The organism is Pseudomonas sp. IAC-BECa141, from assembly GCF_020544405.1.
Lineage (GTDB): Bacteria > Pseudomonadota > Gammaproteobacteria > Pseudomonadales > Pseudomonadaceae > Aquipseudomonas.
Genome location: NZ_CP065410.1, coordinates 5,373,738 through 5,389,794, shown reverse-complemented (window position 1 = coordinate 5,389,794; position 16,057 = coordinate 5,373,738). Strand labels below are relative to the sequence as shown.

At 61.9% G+C, this 16,057-nt stretch carries 15 protein-coding genes; 6 read left to right on the top strand and 9 right to left on the bottom strand.

Features of this window, described 5'->3' with window-relative positions:
- Window positions 1–74: 74 nt before the first annotated feature.
- Window positions 75–1,403, bottom strand: a complete 1,329-nt coding sequence (gene miaB, locus I5961_RS24700; RefSeq protein WP_085697602.1) for a tRNA (N6-isopentenyl adenosine(37)-C2)-methylthiotransferase MiaB — start codon at window positions 1,401–1,403, stop codon at window positions 75–77.
- A gap of 132 nt (window positions 1,404–1,535) precedes the next feature.
- Between miaB and I5961_RS24695 the strand changes: the two genes are divergently transcribed.
- The gene (locus tag I5961_RS24695; protein WP_085697601.1) at window positions 1,536–1,865 is read left to right on the top strand and encodes a DUF1820 family protein; all 330 of its coding nucleotides are present in this window, start codon (window positions 1,536–1,538) and stop codon (window positions 1,863–1,865) included.
- Window positions 1,866–1,976: 111 nt separating this feature from the next.
- Here the strand turns inward: I5961_RS24695 and I5961_RS24690 are convergent, their stop codons facing one another.
- From I5961_RS24690 to I5961_RS24675, 4 genes are all read right to left on the bottom strand, one after another.
- A complete protein-coding gene (locus I5961_RS24690) occupies window positions 1,977–2,531 on the bottom strand; it encodes a tetratricopeptide repeat protein (protein ID WP_085703115.1) in 555 nt (184 codons plus the stop codon).
- Window positions 2,532–2,757: 226 nt separating this feature from the next.
- The gene (gene hemL / locus I5961_RS24685) at window positions 2,758–4,041 is read right to left on the bottom strand and encodes a glutamate-1-semialdehyde 2,1-aminomutase (protein WP_085697599.1); all 1,284 of its coding nucleotides are present in this window, start codon (window positions 4,039–4,041) and stop codon (window positions 2,758–2,760) included.
- Window positions 4,042–4,051: 10 nt separating this feature from the next.
- Window positions 4,052–4,675 (bottom strand): thiamine phosphate synthase, encoded by a 624-nt coding sequence (gene thiE, locus I5961_RS24680; RefSeq protein ID WP_085697598.1) that lies wholly within the window; start codon window positions 4,673–4,675, stop codon window positions 4,052–4,054.
- Window positions 4,676–4,699: 24 nt separating this feature from the next.
- On the bottom strand, window positions 4,700–5,497 hold the full coding sequence (locus I5961_RS24675) for a hydroxymethylpyrimidine/phosphomethylpyrimidine kinase (RefSeq protein ID WP_085697597.1): 798 nt from the start codon (window positions 5,495–5,497) through the stop codon (window positions 4,700–4,702).
- 304 nt (window positions 5,498–5,801) lie between these two features.
- Between I5961_RS24675 and I5961_RS24670 the strand changes: the two genes are divergently transcribed.
- The 4 genes from I5961_RS24670 (at window position 5,802) to I5961_RS24655 (ending at window position 12,292) form a co-directional block, all read left to right on the top strand.
- The gene (locus tag I5961_RS24670; protein ID WP_085697596.1) at window positions 5,802–8,150 is read left to right on the top strand and encodes a hybrid sensor histidine kinase/response regulator; all 2,349 of its coding nucleotides are present in this window, start codon (window positions 5,802–5,804) and stop codon (window positions 8,148–8,150) included.
- A 95-nt stretch (window positions 8,151–8,245) separates the two neighbouring features.
- Window positions 8,246–9,895: an acyl-CoA dehydrogenase family protein gene (locus I5961_RS24665; protein ID WP_085697595.1), complete on the top strand. Its 1,650-nt coding sequence runs from the start codon at window positions 8,246–8,248 to the stop codon at window positions 9,893–9,895.
- Between the two features lie 189 nt (window positions 9,896–10,084).
- Window positions 10,085–11,584: an AMP nucleosidase gene (amn, locus tag I5961_RS24660; RefSeq protein WP_162130486.1), complete on the top strand. Its 1,500-nt coding sequence runs from the start codon at window positions 10,085–10,087 to the stop codon at window positions 11,582–11,584.
- A 141-nt stretch (window positions 11,585–11,725) separates the two neighbouring features.
- The gene (locus tag I5961_RS24655) at window positions 11,726–12,292 is read left to right on the top strand and encodes a pseudouridine synthase (protein ID WP_170929720.1); all 567 of its coding nucleotides are present in this window, start codon (window positions 11,726–11,728) and stop codon (window positions 12,290–12,292) included.
- Here I5961_RS24655 and I5961_RS24650 read toward each other — a convergent pair.
- Window positions 12,287–12,496, bottom strand: coding sequence for a DUF2788 domain-containing protein (locus tag I5961_RS24650; RefSeq protein ID WP_003228500.1), 210 nt, complete (start codon window positions 12,494–12,496; stop codon window positions 12,287–12,289). The genes I5961_RS24655 and I5961_RS24650 overlap by 6 nt on opposite strands.
- A 190-nt stretch (window positions 12,497–12,686) precedes the next feature.
- The gene (locus tag I5961_RS24645) at window positions 12,687–13,166 is read right to left on the bottom strand and encodes an Lrp/AsnC family transcriptional regulator (protein WP_007909658.1); all 480 of its coding nucleotides are present in this window, start codon (window positions 13,164–13,166) and stop codon (window positions 12,687–12,689) included.
- A 454-nt stretch (window positions 13,167–13,620) separates the two neighbouring features.
- On the opposite strand from I5961_RS24645, the gene I5961_RS24640 reads away from it, so the two are divergent.
- Window positions 13,621–14,667: a DUF6515 family protein gene (locus tag I5961_RS24640; RefSeq protein WP_227233624.1), complete on the top strand. Its 1,047-nt coding sequence runs from the start codon at window positions 13,621–13,623 to the stop codon at window positions 14,665–14,667.
- On the opposite strand, the gene I5961_RS24635 is transcribed toward I5961_RS24640, so the two are convergent.
- Complete coding sequence (locus tag I5961_RS24635; RefSeq protein ID WP_085697592.1) at window positions 14,661–15,557, bottom strand: cation diffusion facilitator family transporter; 897 nt, start codon at window positions 15,555–15,557, stop codon at window positions 14,661–14,663. The two genes, I5961_RS24640 and I5961_RS24635, sit on opposite strands and share 7 nt — an antisense overlap.
- A gap of 15 nt (window positions 15,558–15,572) precedes the next feature.
- Window positions 15,573–15,992 (bottom strand): polyribonucleotide nucleotidyltransferase, encoded by a 420-nt coding sequence (locus I5961_RS24630; RefSeq protein ID WP_227233622.1) that lies wholly within the window; start codon window positions 15,990–15,992, stop codon window positions 15,573–15,575.
- Window positions 15,993–16,057 lie beyond the last annotated feature (65 nt).

The following is a 16,057-nucleotide window of genomic DNA, read 5'->3' as shown; positions in this document are numbered from 1 at the left end:
CCAGCGGCGTGGGTGCGAAAGCTCTTAAAAAGCCTGGCACCGATTCAGCCCTCTGGCGCGGTCTCCTTGCGCTGTTACTGGATCAGCGAGCCGCGCAGCGAGTGCGGTTGCGCCGCGTCGATGTGGACGTCGGCGAACTGGCCGATCAGGGTCGGATTATCGCAGCGGAAGTTGACGATACGGTTATTCTCGGTGCGCCCTTGCAGCTCGCCGGGGTCTTTCTTCGAATAGTCGGTTACCAGAATCCGCTGGACCGAACCGACCATTTGTCGGCTGATCTCGAAGCCTTGCTGATTTAAACGGTGCTGCAAGGCGTTCAGGCGTTCTTTCTTCAGTTCTTCCGGGGTGTCGTCGGGCAGATCGGCGGCCGGGGTGCCTGGGCGCTGGCTGTAGACGAACGAGTAGGAAAAATCGAAACCGACGTCGGCAATCAGCTTCATGGTCTGTTCGAAATCTTTCTCGGTTTCCCCCGGGAAGCCGACGATGAAGTCCGAGCTGATGCAGATGCCCGGCACGGCGGCGCGCAGTTTGCGCAGCTTGGATTTGTACTCAAGCGCGGTGTGATTGCGTTTCATCGCGGCCAGGATCCGGTCCGAGCCCGACTGCACCGGCAAGTGCAGGTGCTTCACCAGTTCCGGCACTTCGGCGTGTGCCTGGATCAGGCTGTCGGAGAATTCCAGCGGGTGCGAGGTGGTGTAGCGGATGCGGTCGATACCGTCGACTGCCGCGACCACGCGGATCAGTTCGGCCAGGTCGGCCAGGCGACCGTCGTGGGTCAGCCCGCGATAACCGTTGACGTTTTGGCCCAGCAGGGTCACTTCACGCACGCCGTTTTCGGCCAAATGAATGATCTCGGCGATCACGTCGTCGAACGGCCGGCTGACTTCTTCGCCGCGGGTGTAAGGCACTACGCAGAACGTGCAGTACTTGCTGCAGCCTTCCATCACCGACACGTAGGCGCTCGGACCGTCGATGCGCGGCTCGGGCAGGTGGTCGAACTTTTCGATTTCCGGGAACGAGACGTCGACTTGCGGCAGCTTGCTGATACGCGCGGCGTCGATCATTTCCGGCAGACGGTGCAGGGTCTGCGGACCGAAAACCACGTCGACGTACGGGGCGCGATCACGGATCGCCGCGCCTTCCTGGCTGGCCACGCAACCGCCGACGGCAATCACCATGTCCGGGTTGGCCAGTTTCAGTTCGCGCCAGCGGCCGAGCTGAGAATACACCCGGTCCTGGGCACGTTCGCGGATCGAGCAGGTGTTGAGCAGAATCACGTCGGCATCTTCGGCGCGCGCCGTGACTTCCAGGGCCTGGTGTTCGCCCAGCAGATCGACCATGCGCGAGCTGTCGTACTCGTTCATCTGGCAACCGTGGGTTTCGATGTAAAGCTTCTTGGCCATGGAATAGGGTCGTCACGTGGTTCAAAGAACCGCGCATTATAGGGAACATGTCCCCAGGTTCCTACCGCTGTGCGTCCGGTGGCTATGCTATAGTTCGCGCCCTCATTTTTACCCCGATGTTGTCCGCCCGCCATGACCAAACGCGAAGCTCCAATCTACAAGGTGATTTTCCTCAACCAGGGCCAGGTGTTCGAAATGTACGCCAAGCAGATCTATCAAAGTGATCTGTGGGGTTTCCTGGAAGTGGAAGAGTTCGTCTTTGGCGAGCGCACGCAAGTGGTCGTCGACCCGAGCGAAGAAAAGCTCAAGGCGCAGTTCGAAGGCGTGGTGCGCAGCTTTGTGCCGATGCATTCGATCGTGCGCATCGATGAAGTGGAGCGGCTGGGGACACCGAAGATCACCGAAGCCCGTGGCGGCGTCGGCAACGTGATGCCGTTCCCGGTGCCGATGCCCGAGAAGTAAACCGTAAGATCGAGTCGCCTCATTCGCGAGCAAGCTCGCTCCCACAGGGGAATGCATTCCAATGTGGGAGCGAACTTGCTCGCGAAGAGGCCAGAAAAATCTATAGAGAAATCAGGGAAGGGGCGAGAACGGCGTACGCCCGTCGGCGCTCTGCAGTTCCATCAGGTATTTACGGAAAATTTGCCCGAGCACCTGGGTTGCGGTTTCCAGTTCTTCGCGGGACATTTTTTCGGACACTTCGTCGGCGGTGTCGAGCGCGTCTTCAGCGCCATTGACCGCCGCCATCTTCAGCACGATGTACGCCTGAATGTTGTTGGCCTGCACGCCTTCGCCGCGGAAGAACATGGTGCCGAGCTTGAATTGCGCCTGGGCGTGGCCTTGCAGCGAGGCCTTTTCGAAATAGCTCAGGGCTTGATTGAGGTCGCGCGGCGCGTTCTTGCCGTCGTAGTAGAACTCACCCAACTCGTATTGCGCTTGCGCATCCCCTTCATCCGCTGCCTTTTGGCAGGCGGCGAGGGCCTGCGTGACATCTTGCGGCTGAGTATTGAGGGTGCAGCGACCCATCGCCGGGATCAACAACGAGTTGCCGCCTGCTTGTGCATGTGCGAGCAGCGGCTGAAGGAGCAACAGGCAGCCCAAGGCAAGGGTGCGGCCGGTGCGGTTCATGGGAATCGACTTACCTCTGAAGGGCGCGCGGACCCGTCTAGGGATCCAATAAGCGCGCATTATGAAATAAGCAGGGCCATCCTTACAAAGTCTTTACTCGATTTTCTGCTGCGCGGGAAATATATCGCCCACTTTATGGGAGATTTTTGGCAGGAGTGTCGGAAAAGGCGCGCGGATGTAGGAGAACGCTGACGCTGGCAATGGCCAACGTCAGCGGCGAAGCGTTTTACTTCAACTTGGCGAAGGCGCGTTCGGCGGCGTCGAGGGTGATTTTCAGCTCGGCCTCGCCATGGGCGATCGAGGTGAAGCCGGCTTCGAAGGCGCTCGGCGCCAGGTACACGCCACCTTCCAGCATCAAGTGGAAGAAGCGGCCGAACAGCGCTGCATCGCTGGCCATCACGTCTTCAAAAGTAACAATGTCGTCGGCACCACTGAAGTACAGACCGAACATGCCGCCCGCCTGGGTGGTCACGAACGGAATGCCGGCGGCATCGGCGCGCTGTTGCAGGCCGTCGAGCAGGCGCGTGGTGTAGTCGGTCAGCTCGGCGTGGAAACCCGGACGGCTGATCAGGCGCAGGGTGGTCAGGCCGGCAGCCATCGCCAGCGGGTTACCGGACAAGGTGCCCGCCTGATAGACCGGGCCCAGCGGTGCGATGCGCTCCATGATCGAGCGCTTGCCGCCGAAGCAGCCGACCGGCATGCCGCCACCGATGATCTTGCCGAAGGTGGTCAGATCCGGGGTCACGCCGTAGTAAGCCTGGGCACCGCCGAGGGCGACGCGGAAACCGGTCATCACTTCGTCGAAAATCAGCACCACGCCGTGCTTGTCGCACAGGTTGCGCAGGCCTTCGAGGAAACCCGGCGCCGGCGGTACGCAGTTCATGTTGCCGGCCACTGGCTCGACGATGATGCACGCGACGTCCTGACCGACTTCAGCGAGCATTTTTTCAACCGCGTCGATGTCGTTGAACGGCAGGGTCAAAGTGTGTTTGGCGAATGCTGCCGGCACGCCGGCCGAGCTCGGTACGCCCTGGGTCAGTGCACCGGAACCGGCCTTGACCAGCAGGCTGTCGGAGTGACCGTGGTAGCAGCCTTCGAACTTGATGATGCTGTCGCGGCCGGTGAAACCACGGGCCAGACGGATCGCGCTCATGGTCGCTTCGGTGCCGGAGCTGACCATGCGCACCATCTCCATCGATGGCACCAGCGAGCAGACCAGATCGGCCATCTCGGTTTCCATCGCGGTCGGCGCGCCGTAGGACAGGCCGTGCTGCAACTGGTTGCGCACCGCGTCCAGTACGTCCGGGTGGCTGTGGCCAAGGATCATCGGGCCCCAGGAACCCACGTAATCCACATAACGCTTGTTGTCTTCGTCAGTGACGTAGGCGCCTTCGGCGTGCTTGAAGAACAGCGGCGTGCCACCAACGCTCTTGAACGCGCGCACCGGCGAGTTCACGCCACCGGGAATGTGTTTCTGGGCGTTGGCAAACAGGGTTTCGGAACGAGACATGATCGGGCTCTCAGACTTTTAATAATTCATTGAAGGCGCGGGCGCGGCGGGTCACTTCGGCGGTGCTGTCGGCGCCGAACAGGCCATGGACCACGGCCAGCAGATCGACGCCGTGGGCCACCAGCGGCGCAGCGTTGTCGAGGGTGATGCCGCCGATCGCGCAGATCGGCAGGTGCAGGGTGCGTTTGGCCTCGTCGAGCAGATCGAGGCTGCAACTCGGTGCACCGGGTTTGGTACTGGAATTGAAGAAGCGACCGAAGGCGACGTAACTCGCACCCTCTTTGGCGGCTTGTTCGGCGAGTTCAAGTTGCGCGTGGCAGGTCGAACCGATGATCGCCCTGGAACCGAGCAGGGCGCGGGTCGGCGACAGCGGGCCGTCGGTCTGGCCCAGGTGCACGCCGACGTTCAGGCGTGCGGCCAGTTCGGCGTCATCGTTGATGATCAGTTGCGTCTTGTAGCGTTCACACAGATCGCGCAGGGCTTCGGCCTCACGCAGGCGGCGGGCCTCGTCGCTGCTTTTGTCGCGGTATTGCAGCAGGGTGACGCCGCCTTCCAGCGCCGCCTCCACGTAGGACAGAAACTTGCCGGCCAGCAACTGGCTGTCGGTGATGGCATACAGGCCACGTAGTTTCATCGCGCAGACCTCAGGCTCGAAACATCAGGAACAGAAATCCAGCGGCAGGCGACGCGGCACGAACTGGCCTTTGCCCAGCTGTTCGGCATCGCGCAGGGTGCGCCAGGTGTAATCCAGCGCAGTACGCACGGCGCTGGCAAGGTTTTCGCCCTGAGCCAGTCGGCCGGCGAGGGTGCTGGCCAAGGTGCAGCCGGAGCCGTGATAGCTGCCCGGCAGACGCTGGCACTTGAAGGTTTCGCGCAGGCCGTCGCGGCTGTACAGGCGATTGTGGATTTCGGTTTCGTCGCCGTGACCGCCGGTGATCAGCAGGTTCTTGATGTATGGCAACAGTTTTTCAGCGCACTCGTCCGCGGTGCCTTCTGGCAGTTCGGCGAGGATCCGGGCTTCGGGAAGGTTGGGGGTGGCGATGATCGACAGCGGCAGCAGGCGTTCGCGCATGGCGTAGCCGACTTCGTCCTTGCCCAGGCGTCCACCGCCGCCGGCGCGCAGCACCGGGTCGCAGACCACCGGCAAGTGCGGGTGCGCCTGGAGCAGTTCGACGACGGTGTCGACCATTTCCAGGGAACCGAGCATGCCCAGTTTCACTGCCGCGACTTCGGAATCGTTGAGCACGGCATTGGCCTGGGCCAGTACCCACTCACGGTCGAGGACGCGAAAGTCAGTGACGTTGACGGTGTCTTGCACGGTCAGGGCGGTGACGGCCGGAGCCGCATGGCAACCCTGAGCGAGCAGGGCTTCGATATCTGCCTGCAAGCCGGCGCCACCACTGGGGTCGTGGCCGGAGAGACAGAGGACAACGGGGCGTGAGCTGTAGATATTCATGGTGCGCGAGCTTACCACCAAACCTGTTTTTCGGGTGTTGTGGCGCAGCGCCCGGCCGATAACGCGGGTAGCGGGATCGGTACCGTTTGGCGCAATCTGACCGAGCAAACAGCTCTAGCCCGGCGCTCTGCTCTGGAACGCCCGTTCTAGAGCCTTTGTAGGAAAAATTTCCATGGTGCTCAATGGCCATCAACGGCTATGCTAGAGTGGATCCAAACCAATAACAGGTAATACCGGTTTTACGTCATCTCAAAGGGAATGGGGGGCTTCCTGACACAACCGGACAAGCCACGCTGGGGCTTCAATGCGCTATTTGTTGATGTTGCTGTTCTGCTTGCCCCTCCTGGCAAGCGCCGTCGAGTTCGATGAGTTCACCCAGAGCCTCCCGCTGGGTCGATCCCTGCAAGTGTTCGAAGACCCGAGCGGTCAGGCGAGCATTGCCGACGTCCGCGCGCAAGCCGCCGCCGGAAACTTCAAACCCCATGACAAAGCCACGCTCAATGCCGGTTATTCGCGCTCGGCGTTCTGGCTGAAGATCGACCTGCATTACCGCCCGACCAATGCGTCGGCGCAGCGCAGCTGGTTGCTGGAGCTGGCGTATCCGCCGCTCGATCATCTTGATCTGTATTTGCCCGATGCGGCCGGTGACTATCGTCTGGTGCGGCAGACCGGCGACGCCTTGCCGTTCGCCAGTCGCGAGATCCGCCAGAACAATTACCTGTTCGACCTGGCATTCAAGCCGGATCAGCAACGCACCGTTTATCTGCGGTTGTCCAGCGAAGGCTCGATCCAGGCGCCGGTGACATTGTGGTCGAGCACCGCGTACCTCGAAGATCAGCCAGTGCGCCTGTACGTGTTGGGGATCATTTATGGCGTGCTGCTGGGGATGCTGGTCTACAACCTGTTCATCTATCTCAGCGTGCGCGACACCAGTTACCTCTATTACATCTTCTATATCGCCTCGTTCGGCCTCTATCAGCTGTCGGTCAACGGTGCGGCGGTCGAGTATTTCTGGCCGGACAACCCTTGGTGGGCCAACGCCGCCACGCCGTTCTTCATTGGTTGCGCGGGGCTGTTCGGCAGCCAATTCGCCCGCAGTTTCCTGCAGACGAAGAACCACAGCCGCTGGCTCGATCGCCTGCTGATCGCCCTGATCGCGTTCGGTGCCGTAGTGATCGGTCTGTCGTTGATGACCAGTTATGGCCTGGCCCTGCGTCTGGCGACGACCCTGGCCCTGACCTTTACCGTGGTGATCTTCGCCGCCGGGATCCTCGCCTGGTGGCGCGGCCTGCGGGTGGCGCGTTATTTCATCATTGCCTGGTCGGCGTTCCTGATCGGCGGCATCGTCAACACCATGATGGTCCTGGGCCTGCTGCCGAATGTGTTCCTGACCATGTACGCCAGTCAGATCGGTTCGGCCATTGAAGTGGCGCTGCTGTCGCTGGCCCTGGCCGACCGCATCAACGCGATGCGCGAACAACAGGCGCAGACCCTGTTCGACGCCGGCCAGAAGCTCGAAGTGCTGAACCAGCAACTGGCCCACAGCAACAAGCTCAAGGACGAATTTCTCGCGACCCTGACCCACGAACTGCGCACACCGATGAACGGGGTGATCGGTTCGCTGGAGCTGATGCAGACCGTCGAGCTCGATCCGGAACTGGAGCAATACCAGCAGACTGCCGCCGGTTCCGCGCGGGACATGATGCGCATGGTCAACGGCATCCTCACCCTGACCGAATTGCAGGCCGGCAAGCTCAAGGCGACGCCGGGCAGTTTCAGCCTGCGCGGGGTGGTCGAGGCGTTGCGGATTCAGTTCGATGGCAACGCGGCGAGCAAATCGCTGGACTTCAAGGTCGACGTGCTGCCGACACTGCCGGACCGCCTGCACGGCGACAGTGCCAAACTCGCGCAATGCCTGGAGTGCCTGCTGGACAACGCGATCAAGTTCACCCGCGTCGGCGGGCTGGCCTTGCGGGTCACCGGCAAACCGTCGACGGACAATCGCCTGGCGCTGTCCTTCGCGGTGATCGACACCGGTATCGGTTTTACCGATCTGGGCGAGGCCACGCTGTATCAGCGATTCTTCCAGCTCGATGGTTCGATGACCCGCGAATACGGCGGGCTGGGCGTCGGTCTGGCGATTTGCCGTCAATTGGTGGAACTGCTCGGTGGCAAGCTCACACACCGCTCCGAACCGGGGCGCGGCAGCCGTTTTCAGCTGGATGTCGAGTTTGAGTTGCCGGAAGTGGAAGCCGTGCCTGCGTTCAGTCGTGACACCGAGCGCGCGCCGCAGGATTGCACCGTGCTGCTGGTGGACGACAACAGTGTCAACCAATTGGTGATGCGCGGCATGTTGCTCAAGCTCGGTTTCCGGGTGCGCACTGCCGACCACGGCGTGGCGGCACTAGACTGTTTGCAGCGCGAGCGCTTCGATGCAGTGTTGATCGATTGCCAGCTACCGCCGCTCGACGGAGCATCGCTGTGCTGCCAGATTCGTGACCTGCCGGGATGCGCCCATCTGCCGGTGTTCATGATCGCGCTGGGGGCGGATCGAGAGCATTGCGCGTCGGGTGGCACGATCGATTATCTGAACAAACCGGTGAAATTCGAGGATCTGCAGGTCGCAATGCAGCGACGGGTATTGAGTTGCTGATAGGGTGAAAGCGCCGGCATTTAGGCCGATATGACACTTTGATCGATTCGGGGGCGGTGCTTAACTGAAGCTCTGGCCGATCAAGGAGCCCCGTCATGAACCTGCATCAGTTCGCCGAAACCCACGAAGTCACCAACCAGCCACCGTCGCTGGACGGCACCAACCTGTACCGCATCGACCTGCCGTTGCAGGAGTGGTCGCGGCGGTTCGGCGCCGGCTGGGCCGAGTCGCGGATCGACGCCTACGGCGCGCTGGCCGGCGGGCCGCTGATGGAGGCCGGGTTCCTCGCCAATCAGAACAAACCGGTGTTCGCCAGCCATGACCGCTACGGTCATCGCATCGATCTGGTGGAATTTCATCCGGCGTATCACGAGCTGATGCGCACCGCCATCGAACATGGCCTGACGTCGTTGCCCTGGGCTCATCCACAGGACGGTGCCCATGTTGCCCGCGCTTCCATGACCTACCTGCACAGCCAGGCCGAAGCCGGCAGTGGCTGTCCGTTGACCATGACTTTCGCCAGCGTGCCGGCGATGCGTTTACAACCGAATCTGGCCGAGCAATGGCTGCCGAAAATCCTCGCCACCGAATACGATCCGCGCAATGTCGGCATGGCCCATAAGGCCGGTGTCACCATCGGCATGGCGATGACCGAGAAACAGGGTGGCACCGATGTGCGGGCCAACACCACCAAGGCTTATCCAGTTGGCGCCAGCGGCCCCGGTCAGGCTTATGAACTGGTGGGCCACAAGTGGTTCTGTTCGGCGCCGATGTGCGATGCATTCCTCACGCTGGCGCAGACCGACAAGGGCCTGACCTGCTTCCTGCTGCCGCGCCATCGCCCGGATGACACGCGCAATCAGTTCTATATCCAGCGCCTGAAAAACAAGCTCGGCAACCAGTCCAACGCCTCCAGCGAAGTGGAATTCCGAGGCGCACTGGCGTGGATGGTCGGTGAGGAAGGGCGCGGCGTGCCGACGATCATCGAGATGGTGGCGATGACCCGTTTTGACTGCATGGTCGGCTCCAGCTCGCTGATGCGGCAGGCGCTGACCCAGGCCAGCCATCACTGCGCCCACCGCAAAGTCGGCGGCAAGCTGCTCAGCGAGCAACCGCTGATGCAGAACGTGCTGGCCGATCTGGCGCTGGAAAGCGAAGCCGCGCTGGCGTTGAGCCTGCGCATGGGCAAGGCGCTGGATCATCTGAATGATCGCCATGAAGCGCAGTTCGCCCGGCTGGTGACGGCGGTGGGCAAATACTGGATCTGCAAACGTGCGCCGGGAATGATCAACGAAGCCGCCGAATGCATGGGTGGCGCCGGGTATGTCGAGGAGAGCATCCTGCCACGGCTGTACCGCGAGGCGCCGGTGAACTCGACGTGGGAAGGCTCTGGCAACGTGCAATGCCTCGATGTGCTGCGGGCGTTGTCGAAAGAGCCGGGCGTGCTTGATGTGTTGTTCAGCGAGTTGGGCGACGGCCATGGCGACAAGCGACTGGCTGCGCACATTCAGCAATTGCAGGCGCAGTTCAAGGACACCAGCGACATTCAGTACCGCGCGCGGCAACTGACCGAAGACATCGCCCTCGGGCTGCAAGCGAAGCTGCTGCTGGAGGCCGGGAATTCGGCGGTCAGCGATGCGTTCATTGCCAGTCGTCTGAGCGGAGGCGGACGGGTCTACGGCGCGTTGCCGCGCGGGCTGGATGTCGAAGCCATTGTTGCCCGCTCGACGCCGCAAGGTTTCTGACGGCAATTTCCAGGCACCGAAAGGCCTTCTGGGAACTGGCTTGCCAGTGATGACGGCCTGTCGGTCAACATCGATGTGAATGGGATGGCCTCATCGCGAGCAAGCCCGCTCCCACAGGCCCGCCTGTACCTGTCAGATTGATGAATTGCCACAACGCCACTGTTTCCGTGACGCCACGATGCAGGCAAGATGAAGCTCTGCAAGTCAGAACACAGGAAGCTGATCGTGACCGAAGCGTTTATTGTCGTTCAAACCGCCGAACAGGCCGTGGATCGTCTCGCCGAGCTGCATGAGCGGGCCACCACGGCGCTGAACTCGGCGCTCAAGCGTTACCTCAAGGATCGCGTCGAGCCCGACGCCGAGCAACGTGCCCTGTTCCGTTATCCCGAACTGCGTCTGACCTACCACTGCCAGGGCGAAGTCCCGCAGACCACCCGCGCCTACGCCAAGGTGCAGTTGCCGGGCACCTACAGCGTGACCGTCACCCACCCGGCGGCGTTTCGCAAATACCTGCTGGAACAGCTCACGCCTCTGATGCACGACTTCACCGTGACGGTGGAAGTCGGGGTCAGCGAGCAGAACATTCCCTATCCGTACGTGGTCGAGCAGGGCGATGAGCTGGCCGGCTCCGGTGTCACCGCTGCCGTGCTGGCGCGAGTGTTCCCGAGTACCGACCTGTCTGCCGCCACCGATGGCATCGCCGACGGGCTCTACGACTGGGAAAACACCGATCCGTTGCCATTGGCGCTGTTCGATGCGGCCCGCGTCGACTTCTCGCTGCGTCGTCTGGTGCACTACACCGGCAGCGACTGGCGCCATGTGCAGCCGTGGATCCTGCTGACCAACTACCACCGTTATGTCGACCAGTTCATCGTCCACGGTCTGGAGCAACTGCGCCGTGACCCGCGTTTTGTACGCATGGTGTTGCCGGGCAACGTGATCATCGAAAAAGGCATGGATCATGGCGAAGCCTCGGCCATTGCCGCCGGTGTGGTCTGGCACCGCTACCAGATGCCGGCCTATCACCTGATCGCCAGCGATGGCCACGGCGTGACCCTGGTCAACATCGGCGTCGGTCCGTCCAACGCCAAGAACATCACCGACCATCTGGCCGTGCTGCGCCCGCATTGCTGGCTGATGATCGGGCATTGCGGCGGCCTGCGTCAGTCGCAGACCATCGGCGACTATGTGCTGGCTCACGCCTACATGCGTCGCGACGGGATTCTCGACCGGGTGGTGCCGCCGAACATTCCGATCCCGGCCCTGGCCGAGGTGCAGCTGGCGTTGCAGCAAGCGGCGGCCAACATCACCGGCGAAAAAGGCGAGGAGCTGAAAAAGCGTCTGCGCACCGGCACCGTGCTGACTTACGACGACCGTAACTGGGAATTGCGCTGGGCCCAGGAGCGACCGCTGATCAACCTGTCCCGCGCCGTGGCGGTGGACATGGAAAGCGGCACCATTGCCGCCCAGGGTTATCGTCTGCGGGTGCCGTACGGCACGTTGCTGTGCGTTTCGGACAAACCGCTGCACAGTGAAATCAAGCTGCCGGGTTCGGCCAACGCGTTCTACGAGCGTGCGGTCAGCCAGCACTTGAAGATCGGCATCGAAGCGGTGGACCTGCTACGCACCGAACTCAACTCGCTGCACTCGCGCAAACTGCGCAGCTTCGACGAGCCGCCGTTCCGCTAACGGTTTGTCGTGGTCATTTGGCGGTCGGGGCACTAGCATTGTCAGCCCTGATCGCTAAATGTCTTCTCACTTATGTCCCGTCCCCCGCGTCCACCTTCCCGCCGTCCCGGCGCGAAGCCGTCCTATTCAGCCCCGCGCCGTGTGGCCAAGGCACCGCCCGCCGAGCCGAAGCTGATCCTGTTCAACAAACCGTTCGATGTGCTGACGCAATTCAGCGACGCAGATGGGCGGGCGACGCTCAAGGATTACATCGACATTCCGGGCATTTACCCGGCAGGACGGCTGGATCGTGACAGCGAAGGTTTACTGCTGTTGACCAACGACGGCCAGTTGCAGGCGCGGATCGCCGACCCCAGGCACAAACTGGCGAAAACCTATTGGGTGCAAGTCGAAGGCGTGCCGACGGCCGAGCAGTTGCAGCGCCTGCGTGACGGCGTCGAATTGAATGACGGCATGACCTTGCCCGCCGAAGCGCGGCAACTGGATGAGCCTGAGCTGTGGCCGCGCAACCCACCGGTACGCTTTCGCGCGACCATCCCCACAACGTGGCTGGAACTGGTGATTCGCGAAGGGCGCAACCGCCAGGTGCGGCGGATGACGGCGGCGGTCGGGTTGCCGACGTTGCGGCTGGTGCGGGTCAGGATTGGTGACTGGACGATCGAAGGGCTCGATCAGGGCCAGTGGAAAGAAGTGCCGGCGCGCTTATAAGGCGCCGGATTCGATCAGGCCGATCACCACGCTCTTGATGATGAACGCGGCCACGCCCAGGCCCAGCACGAAGAACAGAATGAACGAGCCGAAACGCCCGGCCTTGGACTTCTTCGCCAGATCCCAGACGATGAAACCCATGAAAATGATCAGGATGCTGACCAGTCCGGTCATCATCCACTCTTCAAATACTGCTGGATCCATCGGGCATCTCCGGCACGCATGCGGCTAAAAGGGCGGCCGGGAGTATACGCCAGCGGCGAACGACGCAGCATTGACCTGCGTCGGTGTGCCGCAGTCATTCGTCGCCTGCACCGGCTTCTTCGCGAGCAAGCTCGCTCCCACAGGGAAATGCATTTTAAATGTGGGAGCGAGCTTGCTCGCGAAGGCGATTTCAGCTGCGCAGATGAGTCAGCGGCAATTCGGTACTGTTGAGCACCTGATTCAGCACAAAACTCGACCGAACACTGGTCACGCCCTCAATCCGTGTCAGGTGCCCCAGCAGCAGTTTCTGATAGTGATCCATGTCCGGCACCACCACTTTCAGCTGATAGTCGGCATCCACGCCAGTCACCAGGCTGCATTCCAGCACTTGCGGCAAGGTGCGGATCGCCGCTTCGAAGTTCTCGAAACGCTCCGGCGTGTGCCGGTCCATGCCGATCAGCACGTAGGCGGTCAGGCTCAAGCCGAGCATCTTGCGATCGAGCAGAGCGACCTGACGGGAGATGTAGCCGTCGTCCTCCAGTTGCTTGACCCGGCGCGAGCACGGGGAGGGCGACAGACCGATGCGCTCGGCCAGTTCCTGGTTGGAGATGCGGGCGTCGCGCTGCAATTCCGCCAAAATACTGAGGTCGTAACGGTCGAGTTTGCTCATCAAACGGTCCTTTGTCTTAACTATTGCGGCGGATTATCTATCCAGGGTTAAAAATTGCGCAAGTGGTGTTTATTTGAGCAATCTTCGCAATCATCTGTCGCGGCTCCGCGCCTATCCTTATCACCAGAATCACTGCTCGGTAACACAGTCCACTGCGGCCCGCCCAATCCGGCCCGCCGCGGCCGCCACCCCCACCGGGGTTGTGCCGGCCCCCGAGCTGCACGCTGTCCAGAAGACGGCGTGAGGTGAGCCGACGTCAAAAGCGTCGAGCCAGGACGAAGTTCTCTGAAAGGGAGGCCGACGGGTCTCCCTTTTTTCTTGCCCGCGATTTGGCCCGTCTCGCTCAATAAATAAATGACGTGACTGATAACCTGTAGCAGAACCCGGTGTGCTCGTCCCCGGTCTTAGCTACAAGACCTTCTATTACAGGCTCTGGCCCGCAGTGAGGAATTTCATGAAGTCGCGCATCTGGCGTCTGGCCAGTGTTGGTTTGCTGTGTGTGAGTGTCGGTGCGCAAGCGCTGGCGGATGAGCCGCAGAATCGCGGTCCTGACGGCGGCGGACGCGGGCCGGAGCATCAGGGCAATAATCAGGGACATGGCGGCGGCAATCAGCCGCACGGTCAGAACAATCCGCAGCGGCAGAACAACGACATTATTCGTGGCGACAACAGCCGCCAGTTCGAGCACAACGGCCAGCAGAACCACGGCCAACCGAACAATGGCCAGTGGCAGAATCAGAATCAGCCACGTCCGGCCTACAATCCCAACCCGGTACGCCAGCCGCCACCGCCGCCGCAACTGCCGGCCAATGACCTGCCGATCCAGCCGCGTCCCGACACCGTGCGCCAGACCCAGGAACCCCGTCAGGGCTACTACCGCGACGAGCGCCCGCAGAACGGCTATCACCAGAGCTGGCAGACCGGCCGCCCCAATGACAATCGCTGGCCGGGTCGCCCCGACGGGCATGGCAATGGCTGGGGGCCGGGCCCGCAATACCGGCCGGGCCATGTGATCGACCGTTTCCCGGATCGTGAATACCGCGTGCCGTATCGCGGCCAGGACTATTTCTACTCCGGCGGCTACTGGTATCGCCCGCAAGGTCCGCGCTACATCGTGGTTCAGCCGCCGCGCGGGATTCGCATTCAGTACCTGCCGGATTACGCCCGTGAGGTATGGATCGGCGGTTCGCTGCTGTTCCTCGCTGCCGGCTCGTACTATGCCTATCAGGAAGCGACCCAGGATTACGTGGTGGTCGAGCCGCCGGTACAGCAGCCACCGCAGCCGACCGGCAATGGTTATGACGTGGAGGCGTATCCGGCCAACGGTCAGTCACCGGAGCAGGTTCAGCGCGATGGCTACGAGTGTTATCAATACGCGGTGCAGCAGAGCGGCTTCAACCCGCGCACCGCGACTTATCAACCGGCGCCCGAAGTGGTGCAGGCCTACCGCCAGGCCCAGGGCAATTGCCTGAGCAGTCGTGGTTATCAGGTCAACTACTGAGCCCGGGCGGCCTTGACCACTTCCTGCGGGTCGGCGTGCACCAGCACTTCGGCCTTTGGGTAGGCTTTGTGAATGGCATCTGCGGCCTGATCGCTGATGCCATGGGCGACTGACAGCGTCAGCTCCCCCGGCAATTCCAGGTGCAACTGCACGAACCAGTGATTGCCGGAAATCCGCGTGCGCAAATCATGCGCACCCAACACGCCCGGCACGCCGCACGCCAGTTCGAGCATGTGCTGACTGACATCCGTCGGCAGCTCTTCATCCATCAGCACCGAAAAACTTTCCCGGGCGATCTGGATCGCGCTCCACAAAATGTACCCCGCGATTCCCAGACCGAACCACGCATCCAGTTGCTCGAACCCCAATCCGGCCATCACCAGCGCAATCAGAATGCTGCCGTTGAGTAACAGGTCCGAACGATAATGCAGCGAGTCCGCCCGCACCGCGTTGGAGCCGGTCTGCTTGATTACCCGATGCTGCAACATCAACAGCGCCGCCGTCAGAAGCAGGGAAAACAGGATCACGCCGATGCTTAACCACGGCGCGCCGAGCGGTTCAGGATTGTTCAAGCGCTCATAAGCCTGGAACGCGATCAGCACCGCACTGCCGCCGATGAACAGCGCTTGCGCCATGCCCGCCAAGGATTCGGCCTTGCCGTGGCCATAACGATGATCGTCATCCGCCGGGCGCAGCGCGTAATGCACTGCCAGCAGATTGAGCAACGAAGTGATGCCATCGAGGGCCGAGTCGGTGAGGCCGGCGAGCATGCTCACCGAACCGCTCAGCCACCAGGCGATGGCTTTGGCGATGATCAGCGTACAGGCCACCGCCACCGAGGCGCGGGTCGCCAGCCGCAGCAGGCGGGCGTGTTCGGTGCTTGTGGTCATGGGGGCGTCGATTCCTTATGCGGCAGGTTGCAGGCCGAACATCGCCAGTTGCTGGGTGCTGCCCTTGTGCCGGATCAGGCGCGGGTCGTCCAGCGGCAGGTTGCGGCCCAGTTCTGTTTCGAGAATAGCCTGCAACTTGAGGTTATCGACCTGGCCGTCCGGGCCGATGGCTTGCTTGAGTTTGGCCGGATCGACCTGCGCCGTGTGGCCCGGTTCGAAATAGATCGCGCCGGTGGCGAAGTCCACGGCGAACGCGATTACGCCGGGAAGGATATAGAACAACAGGCCCACGGCATCGAGCACGGCAATCGCCGGGTCGATCTTGCCGTCGATCTGGCCGCGCCGGTCGGGATAGAAAATCGAACCGCACGCAGTGATCTGGGTGAGCAGGGTGGCAACCAGTACACCGCCGATCAGGCGAAAAGGTAAGCGCATGGGAATCTCCTGAGTCATCTGTTAACGAAGCGTCATCGTGTGAAGTTAAGACCCTGACGAACGCC